Source organism: Streptomyces sp. NPDC102451 (assembly GCF_044765485.1).
GTDB lineage: Bacteria > Actinomycetota > Actinomycetes > Streptomycetales > Streptomycetaceae > Streptomyces.
The window spans coordinates 539,218-558,182 of the sequence record NZ_JBIWKD010000002.1 but is presented as its reverse complement, the minus strand read 5'-3'; the positions used below and the strand labels follow the sequence as shown (position 1 = coordinate 558,182).

The following is an 18,965-nucleotide window of genomic DNA, read 5'->3' as shown; positions in this document are numbered from 1 at the left end:
TCTCTGGGCTCATGCGCGAAGCCCGGTACGGAGTTCCGCTCCCGGTGCGGAAGCGGGTGCCAGCAGGTCTTCGGACTCGGGTTCGTCCGGACGGGGCGCCTTCCCGGTGCACCCGAGGGTGTCCCAGTGGCCGTGGCCCCGCCCGTCCCCCTCACCGCTGCGCGTCAGCTCCGGATTCGCACCGGATTCCCTGACTCCACGTGGAGTGTGACTGGCGTCTGCAAGCTATCACGCGACGTGGGGGCGGCCTCGGGGCCGTCGCCGGTACGGCGGGCGTCTCCCCGCCGTACCGGCGCGGACGTCGGGCGGGTCAGCTCTTGGGGTGAACCGATTCGCCTCCGTCGGTGTGCGGCTTCCCGCTCCGGCGGGCGAGCACGGATGTGGTGCCCCAGTAGGCCAGCAGGACGGCGCGCAGTCCAAGGATCTCCAGGCGCTCGCCCAGTCGGCCGCACATCGCCCGCCCCCTGCAGCCGGCGCTCATCGGGCGTCCGCCGGGCCGGTGTTCCACGGGCCACCGGGATCGTCGTAGGCGTCCGCGTAGCCGGGGCCGGCGATCGGCCAGTCGGCGAGCAGTTCCTCGGGCAGGGCGAAGGACTCGGCCAGTTCGGCGGCGTGCGTGGCGACGGCCGCCACATGCTCCTCCACGGCCTCGGGGAGGGCGTCCACCTGATCGCCGCTCAGGAGACCGGCGGCCAGCAGATCGCCGCTGTTGCGGGAGAGCCACTCGAAGACGAACAGCCGCTCGAGCTCCCCCAGCCGGTCCCTGGCCGCCCCCGGGGGAAGCGTCGCGCGGGCCTCGGCGTAGGCCTCGGCGGCCTGCCGGTACGCATAGGCCTCGACCCCGCGCAGGGCGGGGCCCGAGGCCGAGTTCCACCTCTCCAGGGCGTCGGCGTCGGGCGCCCGCAGCGCGCGGGTCCTGGCCCTGGCGAACCAGATGTCCTGGACCGAGGCGAGGAGGCTGCCCAGGAAGCGCGGGTCGGCCAGGTCGCCGGGGTGCGGGGCCGGGCCCGGGACGTCGTCGCGGCCGGGCTCGGCGGCGAAGAGCATGTCCGCGGCCGCCTTGGCGTACAGGGCGATGTTGTCGCCCTCGGCGGTGATGGCCCCCTCCACGCCCGTGACGAGTTCGGTCATGCCGTTGTTCTCCAGGAGCGCCTGCGCGCCGCAGCGTTCACGGCTCTCGACGATGACGTCTCGGGCCCGCCAGGTGATCCACGCCTTGGCGACGTCGACGAGTCTGCCCGCCTCCGCCCGCCCGTCCTCGTCCGTGCAGGCCTCCCACCGCTCCTGCGCCCTGCGGTACAGCAGGCTCATGGCGAAGACCGTGGCCATGGCCGAGGCGAGCGGTCCGTGATGGGTCCGGTGGGCGTTGACGGGGACCGGCGGCGCGCCCCGGCTGCCGGAGATCATCCGGTGGCCGCCGTAGCGCACGGCGACCGCCAGGGTCGCGCGGGCCGATCCCGCCGCACAGGCACTCATGGAGATCCGGCCGGGGGTGACCCGCCCGATCGAGGTGAGGAAGCGCCGCCGCCTGTCCCCCGGCCCGGTCCTGAACTCCCCCGGTGCGTCGCCCTCTTCGGCGGATCCCAGCAGGGCGTCCCGCTCCACGAAGAGCCGGTCGAACGAGGTCAGGCAGTGGTCCACCGGGCTGCCCATCCGGGCGGGCAGCCGGCGCACCCGGATGCCCGGCAGCGCCTCCGCGTCGTCGGTGAGCGGCACCAGGAAGAGGCGTACCCCGTGGTCCGAACCGTCGGCGACCAGGCGGGCGGCGACCAGGCCAGACTTCGCCCCGCCCGCCGGGCTCGTGTTGGGCATGAACTTCTGCGCGCCCGGGTTGGGGGTGTGCAGGACGAATCCGTCCCGCTCACGGTCGTACGTGGCGGTGGTCTCCATGGCCGCCGCGTTGTTGCCGTGCGCCACCTCCGTACAGAGGAAGGTGCCGATGCGCCGCATCGTCAGGTAGTCCGACAGGTCGCGGCGGCCGGCGCATTCGTGGTCAAGGAGGCTGCCGAGGAAGAGGTTGTAGTGGATGCCCGCCACGGTCGTCAGCGCGGGGTCCACCGGGCCGAGCCAGGCGTGCAGGGCGGCCAGCGCGCGTGGGTCGGAGGCGAGGCGCGCTCCGCTGTCCAGGGAGAGGTTGAGGATCCGCAACCGGTCGTAGGCGAGTTCCAGGCGCTCTTCGGGCGTTCCGCCGGCGGGGCGGCGGAACGGTTCTGTGCTGATCAGCCGCTGCCAGAATCCGTGCTCGCGGCGGTGTCCCGGGCCGAGGAGGACGCCGGTCAGCAGTTCGGTGGTGGACGGTGGGACGGTGTCGGTAAGGGTCACGGTCATGAAAGAATCAACGACCGTGGTGCGGGCGAGGACACCCCCTCGACCCCCTACCGCTCCGGGGCCGGTCCGCTGGTCAGAGCCGCTGACAGCTCCTCCTCGTCGGGAGGCAGGGCGCCTGCCCGTGCGACGGTCACGACGGCCGACGCCACGGCGTGGCGCAGTACGTCGCCCAGGACCTCGGCGTCCAGGGTGCGCAGCCGTGCACGGCTCCCCGCCCCGAGCAGGCCGTGCGAGGCCAAGGCGTGCAGCGTGCCGGACATGAAGGCGTCACCGGCGCCCACGGTGTCCACGACCTGGACGGGCGGCGCCCCGGCGCTCACGTCCGTGCCCGGCACGAACGCTGTCGCGCCTGCGGCTCCGCGGGTGACCAGGACCAGCGCCGGCCCGGACCGGAGCCAGCGCTCGGCGGCCTTCTCCGGGGCTTCGTCCGGGTACAGCCACCGCAGGTCCTCGTCGCTGGCCTTGACGATGTCGCTCAGCGCGACGATGCGCTCGGCCCGGTGCACGGCAAGGGCGTGGTCCCCCATCAGCGCGGGCCGCACGTTGGGGTCGTAACTGACGGTCGCCGTCCTCCGGAGCGACCGGACGAGCTCCAGGACGGTGTCCGCACCGGGCTCGAGGGCGGTGGCGACGGAGCCCGTATGAACGTGCAGGGGCGGCTCCCCCGAGGGCGCGACCGGGCCCAGCGTCCAGGTGATCTCGAAGCTGTACGTCGCCCGGCCTGCGTCGTCCAGCTCGACCGTGGCGGCCGGGGTGGGCGCGTCGGCGCCGTCCGTCAGGACCCGCACCCCGGCGGAGGCGAGGTGGTCCTCGATCAGCCGCCCGTCGGAGTCCTGGCCGAGCTGGGTGATCAGAGTGGTGTCCCGGCCGAGTCTGGCCAGACCGTACGCGACGTTCGCGGGACTGCCGCCGGGGTGGATCCGGTCCGGGGCGCCCGGCAGCCGGACGATGTCGGCGACGCATTCGCCGATGACCAGCAGGGCGGGGCTGTCGGGCATGGGGGCGGGTCTCCTGGGGAACGCGGGCGGTCGTGCCCCGGTGAGGCGCGGCGGTCACGGGGCACACTGCCGACGATTCTGCCCCGTGTGCGGAAAGCCGTGGAGACCCGGGGCTCAGGAGGCGTCCCCACCCCCCTCGTCACCGTAGCGGCGCTCGAACTTGGCGACCTGGCCCTCAGTGTCGACCACCCGCGCCTTGCCGGTGAAGAAGGGGTGGCTCTCGGCGGAGATCTCCACGTCGATGACCGGGTAGCTGTTGCCGTCGTCCCAGTCGATCGTCTGCTCGCTCGACGCGGTGGACCGGGTCAGAAAGGCGTACCCGGCGGAACGGTCGCGGAAGACGACGGGACGGTACGACGGGTGCTTGTCCTGCTGCATCTCGGCTCCTGGAAGTACGGGGATCTCGCGTCCCGGCTCCGGGCCAGCCTGGCCAAGGGCGCGGCCCCGCGCGATCCGGGGCGTCCGTACGGAGCAGAGAGGTCAGCCCCCGTCCCACCCGGGGGCGGGGGCGGCCTGCGGAGCGGAGGCGGTGCGCCGGGTCCACAGGAGTGCTCCGGCCAGAAGCACCACGGCACCGAGCAGCCAGGGCAGCGGCCCCGCGGGCAGTGCGCCGACGACCAGGCCGGCGGCCGCCCCCACGAGTTGCTGGGCCAGCGACTGCACGGAGAGGGCCGTCGCCCGGCCGGAGGTGTCGACGCGGCGGTGCAGGAGGTCGTTCTCGGTGGGCCCCGCCGCGCCCAGCCCCAGGTAGACCAGTCCGTATCCCACGACGGCCGCGGTCAGCGCGGGTGCTCCGGTGGCGGACACGGTGGCGCCGAGCGCCAGCAGACCGGCCACGCTCGCGCAGAGGCTCGCTAGGACCGCGCGTTCCGCGTCCCCCGCGAGCCGGGCGACGAGGGGCGCCAGCCGGCTCCCGAGCGCCGAGCACGCGAACCCGGCGGCGGCCAGGCCCGCGAAGAGGACCGCCCCGGACTCCGCGGTCCCGGTCAGCGCGGCGGCGCGGCCCGGGGTGAGCAGTTCGAGAGCGGCGAGGGCCGTACCCGCAGCGCCCGTGGTCATCAGGATGCGCCGGATCAGGGTGTCCCCGGCGCCGAGCCGGATCCCCGAGGCGATGGCTCCGGGGACGCCCCGCAGCACGCCGCGCAGGGTGGCCGCGGGGCGGGGCGGCTCCGTCAGGGCGGTCAGGACGTAGCTGACGAAGACGATGTCGATGACCACGCCGAGGAGTACAGGCACAGAGAGCGGCAGGACCAGGTCCGAGGTGAGCGCCCGCAGCCGGGCCCCCGGGTCCGGGCCGAGGCCGAGCAGCCAGGGCAGCGCCCCTCCGAGGAGGACGCCGAGCGCGACGGCGCCGGACGAGGCGGCGCTGCCGTGCGCCAGCCCCGTACGGAGATCGGCGTCGGGGCCGGAAGCGGCGTGCACGGTGTCGACGTACCAGGCTTCGGCGGGCCCGCTGGACAGGGCGCGGCCCGCACCCATGAGGGCCGTGCCGAGGATGATCACCCAGGTGGTGGTGCCGAGGGCCATGAGCGTGAGGGCGCAGACGTTGAGCAGACCCGCGCCGGCCAGGACGGCGCGACGGCCGATCACGTCGGAGAGCCCGCCGGTGGGGAGCTCCAGGGCGGCGGCGGTCAGGGAGTGCGCGGCGAACGCTCCGGCGACGGCGGTGAGGGCGAGGCCGCGCTCGGTGAAGAGCAGCACCATCGGCGCCATGCCGAGGCCCGCAGGGAGCCAGAAGAGGAACGAGACGACGACGAACCTGCGGCGCGCCGTGCGTGCGTCGGGCATGGCGGCAGGGGCCTTCCCGCCCCCGGGCACCAGGTTCACCGGGCTCTTCCGGCGTTCGGAGCCGCGTCGGCGGCGGGCGCGTCCGCCCCGTTCCCGGCCAGCGGGAGTCCGGCGGTGAGCAGCACGACCTGCCGGGCCCGTGGGTCGTCCTCGTCGCGCGCGGTCAGCTCACCGAGCTTCGCCGTGATCGCGTCGCGGAGTTCGCGGAGGGACTCGGGCGTCAGACGCGGCATCAGATCGTCGATCCCCGAGGCGTCGTGCCACTCCTCGCCGAGCCGGCCCGCGTCGATGTCCGCCTCGTGCTGCTCCATCGACTGCTGCAGGTGCTCGACCTGGCGGCGCCTGCCCAGCACCAGCATGGCCCGGCCCGCGGGCGTGGCGAGCATCGCCGCGTTGCTCGCCGAGGTGACGGCGTGCACGGCCTTCCAGCGGCGTTCGCGCCCGTCACGGTGCTCGGCCTCCGCGACGAAGGCGTATTTGGCCAGCACCCTGAGGTGGTAGCTGGTCGACGCCGACGACTCCCCGGTCCTGACCGCCAGTTCGCTCGCGGTGGCCGGACCGTGCAGCCGCAGCAGGCCGAGCAGCCTCAGGCGCAGGGGGTGCGTGAGCGCCTTCAGGGCCGCCGGGTCCCGCTCGGGGTCGAGTACACGATGTGTGGCGTCGCTGTCCATGGCGGCAGCCTAGAGCGCATCACCGCTTTGCCAAATACTTTTTGCAGAATATTTTTGGGAAACTTGTCAGCTGGCCGCCGCCTCCTCCACCGCCTCCGCGACGAGCTCCAGGAAGCGTGCGTGGGCCTGTGGGCTGCACAGCGGTTCCGGGTTCCACGGCACGGTGCGCACGCCCCGGCCGGCCGCTTCCCAGGCGGGGTCGGCGATCCCGTCGAGCGGGACCGCGTTGGACCTGATGTCCGTCAGCACGATGCCGGGCTCCAGCGCCGCGGCCTCCGCCCAGTCGACGGTGGCCCAGTTGACCCCGGCCCCGTCGGGCGGGGACACCAGGCCGACCCCGAGCTCGGCCAGCACCCGCAGTTCGGGCCACATCTGGGGCCGCGCGACGTACGCCTGCTCGGGCCCCGCGGGCGAAAGAGCAACCACCCTGGGGCCGCCGGGGGTGCGGGTGGCCGCGCTCAACCGCTCCCGGGCCGCGTGCAGTTCACCGGATGCGTCCGGGACGGGCGCGCCGCCGAGCGAGCGGGCGAGCTCGGCGAACCGCTCGGCGACCCGGTCGAGGGTGCGCGCCTGGCCCACGTCGATCACGACGACCGGGACGTGCTCCTCCAGGTGCTTGGCGGTGTCCGGGTCCAGTCCGTAGAGCTGACCGTGGCCGTAGCTGACGGCGACGACCAGGTCGGGCCTGCCGCGCAGCAGCGTGTCCACGTCCAGGTCGTCACCCGCGCCCCGGTAGTCCACGGTGTCCAGCGGGAGGGTGCCGGTCTTCGCCAGGTCGGGCACCGCCCCGTCGTGTCCGGAGCCGAAGATCCCCTCCGGGCGTATCCCGTAGTCCCACAGTGTCGCTCCCGCCTGGATGTACGCGAGCACCCGGGACGGCCGGCGGTCCGCCGCCACCAGCCTGCCCCGGTCGTCCGCGAAACTCCACGCGCGCTGCTCCGTCATGCCACTCACCCCTCCGAACCGGCGGTCCGGGCCCTCTCCCGGGCTCGCCCTCCACTACCTGCCCAGCCCACCGGCTCCACACCCGCGGTGGAACGCCCCAGATATGTGAGGGGCCCGGGGTCGGGTACGTCGATCACCTGGAACCCGAGCCGGTCGTAGAAGGCCCGGGCCGGGGTGTTCGCCGTCAGCATGGACAGATGGACCGCCCGGACCCCCTTCCGGTGCAGGGCGCCCAGGAAGGCGCCCATCAGCTCCCTGCCGTACCCCTTGCGCTGCCACGGGGGCAGCAGGTCGATGTGGAGGTGCGCGGGGTGTGCGTCGAGCTCCGGGAGGACCATGCGCTCGGGGCGGTACAGCAGAGCCGTCATCGCCTCGGTGAGCGTTCCGGGTTCGCCCTCCGGCTCGGGGAAGCGGTCCGTGACGAGGGGGAGCCAGCTCTCACGGAAGGCCTCGGCGAACCGCCGTGTGTCCGCGGTTCCGAGGACGTAGCCGACCGCCCTGCCGGAACCGTCGTCCAGGACGAAGGTCAGGTCCGGTTCCAGGTGGGCGTAGGGCGCGGCGAACAGGGCGGGCATCAGCGCGGGGTCGGGGTACAGATGCGTGCTGTCCCCGCCGTTGTCGGCCGTGCGGACGCAGATGTCCGCGAGGGCCTCCTGGTCGGCGGGCCGGTAGGGGCGTACGTACGCGGTCCGGGTCATCGCCCCATCCTTCCCCTCTGGGAGCGCTCCCACAAGGCCCGGAGGCGCTTCAGGACACCTCACGCTCCTGATCGTCGGTGCGGGCCAGTTCGACGTTGAACTGGGCGCCGGTCAGGAGTGCCAGGTTGGTGAACCAGATCCAGATCAGGAAGACCACCACGCCGGCCAGCGAACCGTACAGCCGGCTGTAGCTGGCGATGTGGGTCGCGTACAGCGCGAATCCGGCCGAGGCGACCAGCCACAGGAACGCCGCGAGCACCCCGCCGGGCAGCGCCCCGCGCAGGCTCCGCGCGGAGCGTGGGCCGGTGCTGAAGAGGACCAGGATGAGGCAGGCGACCAGACAGAGCAGCACGGGCCACTTGAGGCCCTCCCACACCGTCTCCCCGGCCTGCGCCAGGCCCGCGCGGCGTCCGAGCCAGCGCGCCAGGGGTCCGGTGAGCACGAGGGCGAAGGCACTGGCCATCAGCAGGACGAGCAGTCCGACGGCCGAGACCACGATGATGTGCGCCTGGCGCAAGGGCGGCCTGGTGTCCTTGACGCGGTGCATGGCGTGCATCGCCCTGCGGAAGACCGCCAGATAGCTGGAGGCCGACCACACTGCGCTCACGCTGCCGGTGACGACGAGCAGCCAGACAGCGGTGCGCTCCTGCGTGGCCGCCTCCAGGGGCCGGCGCAGCGCCGCTCCGGACTCGGCGGGCGCGAAGGCCGTGATGTCGGCGATCAGCGCGTCGGTGGCCCCGGGGTTGGCCAGGCCGATGACGGAGACCGTGACGAGGAGGGCCGGGAGCAGCGCCAGGATGGCGTAGTAGGTGAGGGCGGCCGCCCAGTCGGAGAGGTCGTCGTTCCACAGGGACACGGGGGTCCGGCGCAGAGCGGTGCGCCAGCGCCTCCGCTTGGTGCGCCCTGCCGGGGGCGCGGTTCGTTCCGCGACGGGGTCGTCGGTCCTGCTGGGCACGCGGTTACTCCGGGGGACGAGGGAAGAGGGACGGCCGGGACGCCTCTCGGCGGCCCGGCTGCTCCCTTTCTCTCATGCCTCGGTCCCGCGGTCGTAACCCAGGGCGGCTCAGTCGTTGACGGCGGTGAGCAGCACCACCGCGTCCTCCAGGGCCAGCAGTCCGTGCCGCTCCTGGGGAATGGGGTGCAGTCCGCCCGTCGCGAGGTCCACGTCCCCGGAGCCCGCGGTGAGCCGGACCGCGCCGCGCAGTACCTGGAGCGACGCGGCGGGCGGCGCGTTGTGCTCGTCGAGGGCGGACCCCGCGGTGAGCGCGATCACCGTCTGCCGCAGTGGCTCCTGGCGCAGCAGCAGGTGCGCGCTGCGCCCGTGCGCGTTGGCGCGGGCCGCGGCCAGGTGCTCGTCGGCGAGAGCGTTGAGATCATCCATACGACCACTGTGCCGCAGCCCCCGCTCCCCCGCTATCGCTTCTCGCGCAGCCAGGCGGCCGTGTCGTCCGGCAGCAGACCGGAGGGGTCCGTTGGGGCGCTGGTCAGCAGGATCTCGTGGTGGTCCGGGAGCGGGACCGGGCTACCCGACAGGTTGACGACGCAGATCAGGCCGTGGGTCCGCCGGAAGGCGAGGACGCCCGGTGACGACGGCAGCCAGTCCAGCCGGCCGCCGGCGGTCTCGCCGGGGGCGGCGGCGAAGCCCGGTTCACCGCGGCGCAGCCGCAGCGCCTCGCGGTAGAGGGTGAGCATGGAGCCGGGGTCGGCGCCCTGCCGGTCGGCGGCGTACGACGACCAGGCCTCCGGCTGCGGCAGCCACGGTTCGGCCGTGGATCCGAAGCCCGCGTACGGCTCGTCGGCGGACCAGGGCAGGGGCACCCTGCAGCCGTCCCGGCCGGGGTCGATGCCACCGGAGCGCAGGTGCATGGGGTCCTGGATCCGGTCGCGGGGGATGTCGGCCTCCGGCAGACCGAGCTCCTCGCCCTGGTAGAGGTAGACGGCGCCCGGCAGCGCCAGCGAGAGCAGGGCGGCCGCCCGTGCCCTGCGGGTGCCGAGTTCCAGGTCGGTGGGTGTGCCGAAGACCTTGGCCGCGAAGTCGAAGCCGCTCGCCTCACGTCCGTAACGGGTGACCGTGCGGGTCACGTCGTGGTTGCACAGCACCCAGGTGGCGGGCGCCCCCACCGGGGCGTGCTCGGCGAGCGTGTCGTCGATCGCGGAGCGCAGCAGCCCGGCGTCCCAGGGGCAGGCCAGGAAGTTGAAGTTGAACGCGGTGTGCAGTTCGTCGGGGCGCAGATAGCGGGCGAAGCGCTCGGAGTCGGGGAGCCAGACCTCGCCGACGAAGATGCCGTCGTACGCGTCGGCGATGGCGCGCCAGGAGCGGTAGATGTCGTGGAGTTCGTCGCGGTCGGTGTACGGGTGGGGGTCGGTGCCCTTGACGAAGTCCGGCAGGGCGGGGTCCTTGGCGAGCAGGGCCGCCGAGTCGATCCGTACGCCGGCGACGCCCCGTTCGAACCAGAAGCGCAGGACGTCCTCGTGCTCCTGGCGGACCGCGGGGTGCGCCCAGTTGAGGTCGGGCTGCCCGGGGGCGAACAGGTGGAGGTACCACTGGCCGTCGTCGATCCTGGTCCAGGGGGTGCCGCCGAATTCGGAGACCCAGTCGTTGGGCGGGATCTCCCCGTGGCTGCCGCGCCCCTCCCGGAAGTGGAAGAGCTCGCGCTCGGGGCTGCCGGGGGCCGCGGCCAGCGCCGCCTGGAACCAGCTGTGCCGGTCGGAGACATGGTTGGGCACGATGTCGATGATGGTGCGGATGCCCAGCTCGCGGGCTTCGTCGATGAGCTTCTCCGCCTCCGCGAGGTGGCCGAAGGCCGGGTCGATGGCCCGGTAGTCCGCCACGTCGTAGCCGCCGTCGGCCAGGGGGGAGAGATACCAGGGGGTGAACCACAGGGCGTCGACGCCCAGTTCGACCAGGTAGGGCAGCCTGGCCCGTACCCCCGCGAGGTCGCCGGTGCCGTCTCCGTCGCCGTCGGCGAAGCTGCGTACGTAGATCTGGTAGATGGCGGCGTCGCGCCACCACGGTGCGGTGGCCTCGGTCGGACGGTTGGCTGCCACGTGGCGTTCCTTTCGGGCAGGAGGTACTCCGCCCCCGGCCCGGACGCGGGGCGTGTGGTCGGAGGGCCGGCGGCGGAGTGCTGGTGGGAGGCGGTTGTTCGGGGGCGCTCAGCCCTTCAGGCCGCCCGCGGTGAGACCGCTCATGATGTTGCGCTGGAAGAGCAGGAAGATGAGCAGCGTCGGGACGGACGCGATGGTGAGCGCGGCGATGAGGACGTTCTGCGGCACCCCGTTGGACAGCGAGTAGATGCCGACGTTGAGGGTCTGCTTGCCGGGGTCGGGCAGGGTGAGCATGGGCCAGAGGAAGTCCTTCCAGACTCCGACGACCGCGAAGATGGAGACGACGCCCAGGATCGGCCGGGAGATCGGCAGGATGATGGAGCGCAGGGTGCGCAGGGGTGATGCGCCGTCGATGGCCGCGGCGTCGAGGAGTTCACCCGGGATGGAGTCGAAGAACCGCTTCAGCAGGAAGATGTTGAAGGCGTTGGTGACCGACGGCAGCCAGATCGCCCAGGGCGAGTTGAGCAGGTTGCGCTCGAAGATCGGTACGTCGAGGACCGTGAGGTACTGCGGTACGACGAGGACGGTCGCCGGGATCATGAGCGTGGCCAGCATCATGCCGAGGATGACCTTGCCGAACATCGGCCGCAGCTTGGACAGCGAGTAGGCGGCGGCCACGTCCAGGACCAGCTGGAAGGCGAGCGCGCCGAACGCGTAGTAGAGGGTGTTGAAGAGCAGCTGGGCCAGGTCCATCACGTTCCACGCCTGGGAGTAGTTCTCCGTGTGGACCGAGGAGGGGAAGGCGGTGGGCGGGCTCTGTACGACTTCCTGGGTGGTCTTGAGGCCGCCGGTGACCATCCAGTACAGGGGGCCGAGGAACGCCAGGGTGAAGGCCACCACCACCAGGGCGAAGACGATCCAGTAGACGGCTTTTCCCCGGGGCCGGCCGAGCTGGGCGGGTGAGATGAGGGTCCGCTGGCGGCCCAGGTCGGCGTCCCGGCGGCGGGCCTTGCGGCTGCCGGGCCTGCCGGATCCGCGCCGGGAGACAAGCGTGCTCGATGCCATCGTCGTGCTCCCGTCCTAGTCTTCGCTGCTGCGGCTGAGGCGTACGTACACCGCGGAGAAGCCCGCGAGGACGACGAGCAGGAGGAGGCCGAGGGCCGCCGCTCCGCCGTAGTTGTTGAAGTTGAAGGCGTACTGGTAGATGAGGTAGACGACCGTCGTGGTGGAGCCTTCGGGGCCCGCGCCGTTGGTCAGCAGGAACGGTTCGGTGAAGACCTGCATCGTCGCGATGATCTGCATGAGCAGCAGGAGCGACAGGATGAGCCGGGTCTGCGGGACGGTGACGTGCCAGATCTTGCGGAGCAGTCCGGCGCCGTCGAGCTCGGCAGCCTCGTACAGCTCGCCCGGGATGCCCTGGAGGGCGGCGAGGTAGATGAGTGTCGCCCCGCCCATGTTCATCCAGGTCGACGCGATGACGACGGACAGCATCGAGGTGTCGGGGTCCTGGAGCCATTGCTGGGCGGGCAGATGGAGGAATTCCAGGATGCGGTTGAAGAGTCCGTAGCCGGGGTCGTAGAAGTACTTGAAGAGCAGCACCGAGGCGACCGGCGGCAGCATGACGGGCAGGTAGACCAGCAGCCGCAGATACCCCTGGGCGTGCCGGAACTCGTTGAGCACGACGGCGACGACGAACGGCACCGCGAAGCCCAGCACGAGCGCCAGGACCGTGAAGAGCAGGGTGTTGCGCCAGGCCTGCCAGAACGCGGGGTCGTTGAAGACGTAGCTGAGGTTGGACCAGCCGGCCCAGGTCGTCGTGCCGTCCTCGGTCTTCTGGAAGGCCAGGAGGAATTCCCTGACCATCGGATACCAGGAGAAGAAGGAGAAGCAGAGGACGGCTCCGATCAGGAAGCCGTGCGCCGAGATGTTGCGGCGCAGGGCGCGCACGAACTCCTCACGGGCGGAGTCCGGCCCGGCGGGGCGTGGGTGGTGCCCGGGTGGCGGTGCGCTCGCCTTCCCGGTGGACAGGGTGGGGGCCGACATGGTCTCTCCTCGGTGCCGGTGCGGTCGCTCACGGACGGTCCGGATGCGGGGCCGGGCCCGCCCGGCCCGGCCTCCGTACGTCCGTTACTGGTTCGCCAGGACCTGGTTGACCTGCTGCTCGGCGGTGTCGAGCAGCTTGTCGATGTCGGCGTCCTCGTTGGTCAGGACCGCGGACATCGCGTTGTCGAGGATCTTGTAGATCTCCTGGGCCTTCGGCGGCTCGGCCTTGCCCTGGACGGGGTTGTCCATGAAGGCCTTGAAGTTCTCGACGGGCATGGTCGCGTTCGCGGCGCGTGCGGCGTCGTCCTTCGTCTTGCTTTCACCGGTGAAGAAGTTCGGCTGCGGAAGCCCGACGGGCAGCTGGTCGGCCTTGGTGCGGGACCATTCGAACTGCCCCTTGCCGGGGCTCAGGTTCTTGAAGTTCAGCCAGGCGACGGCGGCCTTGATCTTGTCGGGCGAGCTGCCCTTCTTGATCATGTAGTTGTTGCCGCCGAAGAGCGTGCCCTGACCACCGGGGATCGGGCCGAGCCCGAAGTTCTCGTACTTCGCGCCCAGTTGCTGCACCATGTAGGCGATGTCGTCGGGTGCGGCCAGGAACATGCCGAGCTTGTCGGTGGATATCTGCTTCTGCAGATCGCCCCACTTCAGCAGCTGGGTCCTGCCCATGCTGTCGTCCTCCCAGCGCATGTCGTGCAGTTGCTGGAGGACCTGCTTGCCCTTGTCGTCGTTGAACGCGGCCTTCTTGCCGCTCGCGTCCACGACGTCGCCGCCGAGGCCGTACTGCGTGGCGGTGAAGTGCCAGCCGCCGTTGTTGCCGGCGCTGTACTCGCCGAAGCCGGCGGTCCCCTTGCCGAGGGCCGCGATCTTCTTGCTCGCGGCGCGGACCTCCTCCCAGGTCGCCGGCGGGGTGTCGGGGTTCAGCCCGGCCTCCGTGAACAGCTTCCGGTTGATCATGAGGCCCATGGTGTAGTTGCTGGTCGGCAGCGCGTAGAGCTTGCCGTCCTTGCGGGCCACGTCGAGCACCTGGGGCTGGATGTCCTTCAGCGCCGGGACGGACGTGTCGTTGACGTACGCGGAGATGTCCTCGGCGCCGTCGTTGTCCAGCACCTGCTGGAGGTCGGTGAAGTAGGCGTAGAACACGTCGGGTTGTGACTTGCCCTTGAGCATGGCCGTGAAGCGCGGCGGCTCCAGACACTGGCCGGGCGTGGACTTCCCGTTGATCTTGACGTTCGGGTACTTCTTGTTGAACGTCTTGATGTCCTCGTTCCACTCGCGCAGCTCGGCGGCCTTCGCGGCGGGCGGCATGCAGTCGATCGACAGCGTCACCTTCGCCTTCGGGTCGAGCGGCGCGGACGGATCGGAGGAGCCGCTGCCGGAGTCGTCGTTCCCGTCGCCGCTGCTGCTCGTGCCGCAGGAGGCAAGGGCGGTCAGGGCGAGCGCGGTGACGACGGCGGCCGCGGAGGCACGGCGGGTACGGCGGAACCCAGCACTTCTCATCGGTGGTCCCCTTCGGGCATGTGCACGGAAGGCCTCGGCCGGCTGTCTGCCGGGGCGCGGCATACTCAACCACCGGCGACATGCGAGCGCAATATCTCGCGCAGTTTTCGTAAATGTTTGACAGCGCTCCGCATGTGATGAGGGACAGGCAGGAGCAGGCCGGTGCCCCATCGGAGCTCCCCCTCGCACCCCACCGGCACCCCCAGGTACGCCGCACACCGGACAGCCGGGGGCCGCAAGAGGCAGACTTCTGACTGCAAGCCGTTACGCGCACAGGGGCGCTTCCCGGGCCCTTTTCGGAACCCGGGAAGCACCCCTGTCGCACCGTCCGCCGCTCCCCTACGGATTGATGTTGATCTTGAAGGTGGAGGTGGTGTTCTTCACGTCCTGGGCGTTGCCGCTGAACTTCAGCCCGTTGAAGGTGACCTCGCCGACGGCAGGCCCCTGGCCCGCCTCCGGCATCTCGTTGGCCCACAGCCCGAAGCCGGACTTCGCGTCGAACGCGTCACCGCTCTTGCGCGCCCCGGAGACCGTGATGTCGGTGAGCACCGTGTCCTTGATGGGGAACTGCGGCTGACCTCCCACATAGTTCGTCTGGAACATGATCCCGCTGTACGTGGGGTCGACGATGTCCACGTGCGAGATCCGGATGCCCTGGAAGACCTTGGAGGCGGAGAACAGCCAGATCCCGGGGAAGGTCTGCGTCCCCCAGAAGTGGCCGCCGGCGCGTACGACCGACACGTTCTCGATCGCCGTGGGCCCGGTCCCGAACCCGTTCATCGGGTATCCGAAGTCCAGCGAGCTGACCGTGATCCCGGAGTACACCAGGGTGTCGGCGATATGGATGTTGCGGAAGGTGTTGTCGTAGCCGCCGTACACGGCGACTCCCGCGGCCCGCCAGGTGAGGAGGGACGTGAGGTTCTCGTACACGTTGTTCTTCATGTCGGCGCCGCCGGCGTCGATCGCCGAGAACAGCGCGAAACTGTCGTCGCCGGTGGCCCGCGCCTCGTTGTTCGTCACGTGATTGTCCGTGGACCCGTTGGTCATGTTGATGCCGTCGGCGAACATGTTGCGGATCCGCGAGTTCTTGATGGTGACGCTGTCGGTGTTGGCGCCCCAGTAGAGGCACACCATGTGTTCGTTCCAGATGTTGTCGATCACGATGTCGGAGACATTGGAGAAGTCGAACACCTTGCCCGGCCCGTCGATGCGGGAGGTGTAGTTGCCGAAGTACGCGAAGTCCGAGAACGAGGAGCCCTTCGCGCTCGCCTCCGCGCGGAATCCGATGTCGGTGTTGTCCTGCGTGGAAGGGGCGTGGAACCGGGTGAACCAGGGCCCGGCCCCGGCGACCTTCACGGCCTTGCCGTAGACCTGGAACTTGCTGGCGGTGGAGTATTCACCGGCCGGGAGATAGACGCCCACGAGGGTCCCCGTGGTGTCCATCCGGACCTTGTCCAGGGCGTTCTGGACGTCCTGGTGGGTGAAGCCGGCGGGCACGGTGTACCGGGCCGGATCGGGATTGGGCTTCTGGGTGACCTGCTCCAGGCTGACGAAGTCGATCGCGTAGGTGCTGGTGTTGGCCGCGTCCTTCTGCAGCCGGATTTTGCTGCCCGCCGGGACGTTCTTCCCCAGCATGAGGTTCGCCTCGTCGTAGATGTGCCGGGGCGCGCCCGAGCCGGGGTCGTTGCCGGGGCCGGTCTCGTTGCCGTACAGCCAGGCGTACTTCGAGGTGAGGTCGACGGCCTTGAGGAAGGTGCCGTCCACGTAGACGTTCAGCTTCGAGTCGATTCCGCCGCCGCCCACGGAGTCCGGGATGGAGAAGCGGGTGACCAGGGTGTTGGTGGGTGCCTTGGTCGTGAACTCGACGTAGTTTCCGGTGCTGTCGAGGGTGACGGCCTTGCGGCCGGACGCCTCGCCCGCGATGTCGCCGACGGTCCGGTTGGGGCCGACGACCTTGGCGCCGCCACCGGTGACGCCGTCCTCCGCCTCGTACATGTCGTACGGCATGTCGGCGCCGCGTCCGACGAAGAGCGCTTCGCTGCTGGTGTTGTTCTCGCGCTTCACCGGCAGTTCGTTGGCGTCGTCGGCGAGCACCACCTTCACCGTGTACGAGCCGTCGACGGCCGTCCAGGTGCCGAGCGAGACCGGTGACGTCGTGGAGCCCGCGGCGATGGCGCCGTTGTGCGCGCCGGTGAGGGTCTTCACCGTGGCGCCCTTGGAGTCGATCAGGCTGAGGGTGATGCCGTGGCTGCCTGCGGCTGAGGCGACCGAGCCCTGGTTCTTCACGGCGACGGAGAAGGTGACCGTGTCGCCCTGCGAAGGGGACGACGGGGAGGTGGTGACCGCGCTCGCGACGAGGTCGGAGCTGGAGACCGGCTTGACGACCAGCGGGGTGCCGCTGGTGTGGCGGTTGTCGGTCTCGTTCTCCTCGATGATCTCGTTCGCCGGGTCGACGACCGCGCCCAGCGTGTAGCTGCCCGCGGCACGGGACCCGATACCGGCGGTGACCTGGGCGGAGGCACCGGCGGCGAGTGCGCCCACCGAGGCGGTGGCGACCTTGGATCCGCCGAGCTCGAAGTCGAGCTTGTCGGCGGGAGAGGCCAGCGCGCCGGTGTTGCGTACGGTCGCCGACAGCGTGATGTCGTCCGACTCCACCGGCGCCGCGGGCGATGCGGTGACCGCCGTGACCTGGAGGTTCGGGTTGGGGGCGGGAGTGCCCAGCACCTGGAACTCGGCAACCTGGCCGGCGCCGGACCCGGTGTTGGAGGTGAACTTCAGCTGGACGTCGGCCACCCGGGCGGTGACCGGGATCGTCACCGTGTTCCCCGTGGCGGGGTCGAAGGCGTAGTTCTTGGCGGCGGCCAGGCTCGTGAACGAGGTGGCATTCTGGTCCCGCCCGAGCACCTGGATGTTCTGGGTGCGCGCGCCCCAGCTGCTGTCGGGGTTGAGCTTGACGACGACGCTCTCGGTGTCGGCGTTGGCGCCCAGCGCGACGGTCAGGGTGTTCGGATAGCTTCCACCGGCGCCTTCCCAGTACGTGGTGAGGGAGTTGTCGTTGGCGTTGGCCGCGACGAACGTGTGCACCACCGACGAGGCGGTGATCGGCTTGGAGACCGCGAGGTTGGAGGCGGCGGCCGTGGTTCCGTTGCGCGTCACGGTGTTGCTGGCGCCGGATATGTTGCCCGCCGCGTCCCTGGCCCGGACCACATAGCTGACGGTGGCGCCCGCGGGCTGCGTGTCGGTCCAGGTGGTGACGTCCCCGGCCACGCTCTTGCGGAGCACGTTGTCGGCGTAGACGTCGTAGCCGGTGACGCCCTTGTTGTCGGAGGACGCCTGCCAGGTCAGCTTGACCTGTCCGGTGGACGGCTCGGTGAACGCCAGACCGGAGGGGGCGGTGGGCGCCTGGGTGTCGCCCGAGTCGCCCTTACGGGTGACGGTGTTGCTGTTGCCGGACACGTTGCCGGCCGCGTCCCTGGCACGCACGAAGTAGGAGACGCTCTCGCCCGCGGGACGGGTGTCGGTGAACGTGGTGATGTCTCCCGCCACGCTGGTCAGCAGGGTGTTGTCGGCGTAGACGTCGTAGCCGGTGACACCGGTGTCGTCGGAGGACGCCTTCCAGGTCAGCTTGACCTGCCCGGTCGACGGCTCGGTGAACGCCAGACCGGAGGGGGCGGTGGGCGCCTGGGTGTCGCCGGTCGCGGGGCCGTAGATCTCCAGCTCCGCGAGCTGGGCGGCCGGCTGGACGGAGTTGGCGGTGACGAGCACCCGTACATGGCGGGTGGTGGTCGCGTCGAAGGAGATCGTCGCCGACTGCCCGCCCGCGGGGCCGAACGTGTAAGCCTTGGAGGCCGTCAGGTCACTGAACTCCGTGCCGTCGGTGCTCCCCTGGATCTTCAGCGTCTGGGTCCGCTGCTCCCAGCCGTCGGGCAGCCGCAGCACGACACGGTCCACCCGGACCGAGGAGCCGAGGTCCGCCTGGATCCACTGCGGGAGCTCGTTGTTCTTGCTCTCCCAGTAACTGGCCCGGTTGCCGTCGTTGCCCTGGGCGGCCACGTAGGTCTCGGTGTGGCTGCTCGCCTTGAGCGTCCTGCCGGCGGCGAGGTTCACCGACGACTCCCCCGCGGTCCGGACCTCCAGCTCGGAGAGCTGCGCGTTCCGCCACCCCGTGTTCGCCGTGATGTTCACCCGCACGAAGCGGGTCTGCGTGGCCGGGAAGGAGATCCTCACCTCGTTGGAGGCACCGGGGCTGAAGGTGTACGCCGCCGAGGACTTCAGGGTCGAGAAGCTGGTGCCGTCGGCGCTCCCCTGGAGCGAGAGGGTCTGCTGTCTGCTCTCCCAGCCCGCGGGGAGCTTCAGCGTCACCTCGTCGACGCGTGCGGCGGAGCCGAGGTCGGTCTGGACCCACTGCGGCAGGGTGCCGCCGGAGCCCTCCCAGTACGTCGCCTGACTGCCGTCGGTCACGTTCCTGGCGCCGTACTCGTCGCCTGCGCTGCTCGCCGCCGCGGTCCGGCCCGCGGCGATGTTGGGGCCGTCGGCCGCCGCGGCGGTGAGCGACGGCCATCCGATCATCAGAAGACTGGTGGCGACCATGGCGGAAAGGGCCCGCCATCTCCAGCGTTGGGCTCTCATAAGTCCCCGATCTTCGGCCTCGGCGCGGGACACGCCGAGGGCGCGGCTCTCTTGGCACAGCCCTGTGGCATTCATTTCTGCGCACACCGAGCTGAGTTTTGCGCTTAGCGGTCAGAGAGTTGCAGAGAAATGCGAGAGCGTCCACGGTTTCGGCAGAAACCGGAACAGGACGGAGCAGTGTGGGAGTCACGCAAAGGCCTTCATACGAGGCGTACTTGATAAGGAGGACATCGGAAGTGAGCCCTCATCGGGCACGACCGCACGGTACGCAAATTTTTGCGCGCTGTTGAAAGGCGGCCGAAAGTGCCTGCTCCACGGCA

At 70.8% G+C, this 18,965-nt stretch carries 15 protein-coding genes and 1 riboswitch; all 15 genes read right to left on the bottom strand.

The window, feature by feature from the left end; translation table 11 throughout:
* Positions 1 to 43: 43 nt before the first annotated feature.
* A riboswitch (cobalamin riboswitch) is annotated at positions 44 to 231 on the bottom strand.
* A gap of 79 nt (positions 232 to 310) precedes the next feature.
* Positions 311 to 454 (bottom strand): hypothetical protein, encoded by a 144-nt coding sequence (locus tag ACIRD8_RS05975; protein WP_403986703.1) that lies wholly within the window; start codon positions 452 to 454, stop codon positions 311 to 313.
* A 23-nt stretch (positions 455 to 477) separates the two neighbouring features.
* Positions 478 to 2,328 carry an acyl-CoA dehydrogenase gene (locus ACIRD8_RS05970; RefSeq protein WP_403986700.1) on the bottom strand — a complete coding sequence of 617 codons (1,851 nt, stop codon included), beginning with the start codon at positions 2,326 to 2,328 and terminating at the stop codon, positions 478 to 480.
* Positions 2,329 to 2,375: 47 nt separating this feature from the next.
* Positions 2,376 to 3,326, bottom strand: coding sequence for a carbohydrate kinase (locus ACIRD8_RS05965; protein WP_403986697.1), 951 nt, complete (start codon positions 3,324 to 3,326; stop codon positions 2,376 to 2,378).
* Between the two features lie 114 nt (positions 3,327 to 3,440).
* Positions 3,441 to 3,704: a type B 50S ribosomal protein L31 gene (locus ACIRD8_RS05960; protein WP_403986694.1), complete on the bottom strand. Its 264-nt coding sequence runs from the start codon at positions 3,702 to 3,704 to the stop codon at positions 3,441 to 3,443.
* Positions 3,705 to 3,806: 102 nt separating this feature from the next.
* Positions 3,807 to 5,114, bottom strand: coding sequence for an MFS transporter (locus ACIRD8_RS05955; protein WP_403986691.1), 1,308 nt, complete (start codon positions 5,112 to 5,114; stop codon positions 3,807 to 3,809).
* 35 nt (positions 5,115 to 5,149) lie between these two features.
* On the bottom strand, positions 5,150 to 5,785 hold the full coding sequence (locus tag ACIRD8_RS05950; protein ID WP_403986688.1) for a helix-turn-helix domain-containing protein: 636 nt from the start codon (positions 5,783 to 5,785) through the stop codon (positions 5,150 to 5,152).
* Between the two features lie 66 nt (positions 5,786 to 5,851).
* Positions 5,852 to 6,730: an ABC transporter substrate-binding protein gene (locus ACIRD8_RS05945; RefSeq protein ID WP_403986685.1), complete on the bottom strand. Its 879-nt coding sequence runs from the start codon at positions 6,728 to 6,730 to the stop codon at positions 5,852 to 5,854.
* Positions 6,731 to 6,735: 5 nt separating this feature from the next.
* Positions 6,736 to 7,428 (bottom strand): GNAT family N-acetyltransferase, encoded by a 693-nt coding sequence (locus tag ACIRD8_RS05940; RefSeq protein ID WP_403986682.1) that lies wholly within the window; start codon positions 7,426 to 7,428, stop codon positions 6,736 to 6,738.
* Positions 7,429 to 7,477: 49 nt separating this feature from the next.
* Positions 7,478 to 8,383: a YihY/virulence factor BrkB family protein gene (locus ACIRD8_RS05935; RefSeq protein ID WP_403986679.1), complete on the bottom strand. Its 906-nt coding sequence runs from the start codon at positions 8,381 to 8,383 to the stop codon at positions 7,478 to 7,480.
* 108 nt (positions 8,384 to 8,491) lie between these two features.
* Positions 8,492 to 8,809 carry a cupin gene (locus tag ACIRD8_RS05930; RefSeq protein ID WP_403986676.1) on the bottom strand — a complete coding sequence of 106 codons (318 nt, stop codon included), beginning with the start codon at positions 8,807 to 8,809 and terminating at the stop codon, positions 8,492 to 8,494.
* Positions 8,810 to 8,841: 32 nt separating this feature from the next.
* Positions 8,842 to 10,476 (bottom strand): glycoside hydrolase family 13 protein, encoded by a 1,635-nt coding sequence (locus ACIRD8_RS05925; RefSeq protein WP_403986673.1) that lies wholly within the window; start codon positions 10,474 to 10,476, stop codon positions 8,842 to 8,844.
* Positions 10,477 to 10,584: 108 nt separating this feature from the next.
* Entirely contained in the window at positions 10,585 to 11,541 is a 957-nt protein-coding gene (locus ACIRD8_RS05920; RefSeq protein WP_403986670.1) for a carbohydrate ABC transporter permease, read from the bottom strand.
* Positions 11,542 to 11,556: 15 nt separating this feature from the next.
* Positions 11,557 to 12,519 carry a carbohydrate ABC transporter permease gene (locus tag ACIRD8_RS05915; RefSeq protein ID WP_383189976.1) on the bottom strand — a complete coding sequence of 321 codons (963 nt, stop codon included), beginning with the start codon at positions 12,517 to 12,519 and terminating at the stop codon, positions 11,557 to 11,559.
* Between the two features lie 84 nt (positions 12,520 to 12,603).
* On the bottom strand, positions 12,604 to 14,016 hold the full coding sequence (locus tag ACIRD8_RS05910; protein WP_403986666.1) for an extracellular solute-binding protein: 1,413 nt from the start codon (positions 14,014 to 14,016) through the stop codon (positions 12,604 to 12,606).
* A gap of 339 nt (positions 14,017 to 14,355) precedes the next feature.
* Positions 14,356 to 18,645 (bottom strand): discoidin domain-containing protein, encoded by a 4,290-nt coding sequence (locus tag ACIRD8_RS05905; RefSeq protein WP_403986663.1) that lies wholly within the window; start codon positions 18,643 to 18,645, stop codon positions 14,356 to 14,358.
* Positions 18,646 to 18,965: the final 320 nt, after the last annotated feature.

Bases quoted from the DNA above. Each gene is read 5' to 3' on its own strand.
- ACIRD8_RS05930 (WP_403986676.1), bottom strand. From the start codon at position 8,809: ATGGATGATCTCAACGCTCTCGCCGACGAGCACCTGGCCGCGGCCCGC.
- ACIRD8_RS05960 (WP_403986694.1), bottom strand. From the start codon at position 3,704: ATGCAGCAGGACAAGCACCCGTCGTACCGTCCCGTCGTCTTCCGCGAC.
- ACIRD8_RS05950 (WP_403986688.1), bottom strand. From the start codon at position 5,785: ATGGACAGCGACGCCACACATCGTGTACTCGACCCCGAGCGGGACCCG.
- ACIRD8_RS05915 (WP_383189976.1), bottom strand. From the start codon at position 12,519: ATGTCGGCCCCCACCCTGTCCACCGGGAAGGCGAGCGCACCGCCACCC.
- ACIRD8_RS05910 (WP_403986666.1), bottom strand. From the start codon at position 14,016: ATGAGAAGTGCTGGGTTCCGCCGTACCCGCCGTGCCTCCGCGGCCGCC.
- ACIRD8_RS05955 (WP_403986691.1), bottom strand. From the start codon at position 5,114: ATGCCCGACGCACGCACGGCGCGCCGCAGGTTCGTCGTCGTCTCGTTC.
- ACIRD8_RS05920 (WP_403986670.1), bottom strand. From the start codon at position 11,541: ATGGCATCGAGCACGCTTGTCTCCCGGCGCGGATCCGGCAGGCCCGGC.
- ACIRD8_RS05940 (WP_403986682.1), bottom strand. From the start codon at position 7,428: ATGACCCGGACCGCGTACGTACGCCCCTACCGGCCCGCCGACCAGGAG.
- ACIRD8_RS05970 (WP_403986700.1), bottom strand. From the start codon at position 2,328: ATGACCGTGACCCTTACCGACACCGTCCCACCGTCCACCACCGAACTG.
- ACIRD8_RS05965 (WP_403986697.1), bottom strand. From the start codon at position 3,326: ATGCCCGACAGCCCCGCCCTGCTGGTCATCGGCGAATGCGTCGCCGAC.
- ACIRD8_RS05945 (WP_403986685.1), bottom strand. From the start codon at position 6,730: ATGACGGAGCAGCGCGCGTGGAGTTTCGCGGACGACCGGGGCAGGCTG.
- ACIRD8_RS05905 (WP_403986663.1), bottom strand. From the start codon at position 18,645: ATGAGAGCCCAACGCTGGAGATGGCGGGCCCTTTCCGCCATGGTCGCC.
- ACIRD8_RS05975 (WP_403986703.1), bottom strand. From the start codon at position 454: ATGTGCGGCCGACTGGGCGAGCGCCTGGAGATCCTTGGACTGCGCGCC.